The sequence below is a fragment of the Micrococcus sp. LASM2_SD2 genome, assembly GCF_057364565.1.
In genome coordinates this window covers 1-1,536 of record NZ_JBNFOB010000352.1, presented here as the reverse complement: position 1 = coordinate 1,536, position 1,536 = coordinate 1, and the positions used below count along the sequence as shown (strand labels likewise).

Below are 1,536 nucleotides of genomic sequence, written 5' to 3'. Positions count from 1 at the left end.
CGCGGCGCCGCCGTCGTTCGATCATCGCCTGGACGCCGGCCAGCTCCGCCGCGCAGCCCAGCCGCTCGGCGACCGGGGTCAGTCGCTCGATCTCCGCCGGCAGGTGCTCCGCCAGCGGGACCTGGGTGCCCCGGGCGTCCACGATCACGGTGGCGTCCATGCCGTACCGGGCGGCGCGCCACTTGTTCTCCTGCACGTGCACGGCGGCAGGACCTCGACCGTCTCACCGCGCTCCAGGCTCGCGGACAGGTCATGGACGAGGCACTGGGTGAGCGCGGTGACCGCGCCGATCTCCTCGAGGGTGGCCATGCCGTCGCACACCCGCATCTCCACGGTGCCCAGCCGCGGCACGGCGCGCACGTCCCAGCGGCACTCCGTGGGGTCCTCGATCATCCCGGAGGACACCATGTCCTCCACGCAGGCGGAGAAGTCCTCGTACCGGTCGAACTGGAACGGCAGGCCGGCGGTCGGCAGCTGCTGGAACATCAGGGTGCGCTGGGACTGGTAGCCGGTGTCCAGGCCCGCCCAGTAGGGGGAGGACGCGGAGAGTGCCAGCAGGTGGGGGAAGCGGTTCACCAGGCCGTTGACCACCGGCATCGCCTTCGTGACGTCGTCCAGCCCCACGTGCACGTGCACGCCGAAGATGAGCATCTGCCGGCCCCAGTACTGGGTCAGCTCGACCATGCGGCCGTAGCGCTCCTTGTCCGTGACCTTCTGCATGTACGGCTCGGCGAACGGGTGGGAGCCCTGGCAGTACAGGTGCAGGCCGCGGGCCTCCGCAGCGGTCAGCACGTCTCCGGCGATGCCACCGAGCTCCTGCACGGCCGAGTCCACGGAGCGGTGGACGCCGGTGACCAGCTCCACGGTGTTCTCGAGCAGCTCCGCGGTGACGTGCGGGTTGTCCTCCGCGTCCTCCAGGCCGGCCGCGTGGGCCATGGCCTCGATCACCTGGGGCGCCTCGGCGCGCAGGTCTCCCGTGGCGGCGTCCACCAGGGCGAGCTCCCACTCGATCCCGAGGGTCGACTGCTCAGAGCGTGCGAAGTCCAGAGTCATGCGCATATCCTACGGTCGGGGAACTGCCGCCGTGACCTCTTGTGATGCGAGTGACAGCCCGCCAGTCCGGGGCACCGGCCGCACCGGGGTCCGTAGAGTGGCGGGCATGACCTCCTCCCCGTCCGGCCGTGCACACCGGTCCGGCCGCGGCCGTCCGTCCCCGGACCGGTCCCGCCGCCGCGTCCTCGGCTGAGGACGCCACCGCGCTCGACCCGGTGCTCCACCCGGCCGGCCACGCCCTCCTGGACTCCCTGGATCCGGCCGACGCTGCCGACCCGCTGGCGGCCTCCTCCCGGCTGCGCGCCGCCGGCCACCCTTCCGAGACGGTCGCCGCCGTGCTGACGCAGCTGAACCTGCGCGCGAAGGCCGCCGCGAAGCTGGGCCCCCAGGCACAGGACATGCTGCTCACCCGCGACGGGCTGGAGCAGGCGACCCGGCTGCCGGTGGCGGAGCACCACGCCGCACGGCTGCGCGCCGCCGGCG

At 73.0% G+C, this 1,536-nt stretch carries 2 protein-coding genes and 1 pseudogene; 1 reads left to right on the top strand and 2 read right to left on the bottom strand.

The window, feature by feature from the left end:
• Together AC2W7A_RS12280 and AC2W7A_RS12275 are read right to left on the bottom strand one after the other, a co-directional pair.
• A partial coding sequence (locus tag AC2W7A_RS12280; protein WP_485991591.1) for a glutamate-cysteine ligase family protein occupies positions 1-196 on the bottom strand: 196 nt, incomplete at its 3' end.
• Complete coding sequence (locus AC2W7A_RS12275; protein WP_485991590.1) at positions 145-1,053, bottom strand: YbdK family carboxylate-amine ligase; 909 nt, start codon at positions 1,051-1,053, stop codon at positions 145-147. The genes AC2W7A_RS12275 and AC2W7A_RS12280, both read right to left, overlap by 52 nt.
• 128 nt (positions 1,054-1,181) lie before the next feature.
• On the opposite strand from AC2W7A_RS12275, the pseudogene AC2W7A_RS12270 reads away from it, so the two are divergent.
• Positions 1,182-1,536: pseudogene (locus AC2W7A_RS12270) on the top strand (SAM-dependent methyltransferase); the annotation flags it as partial.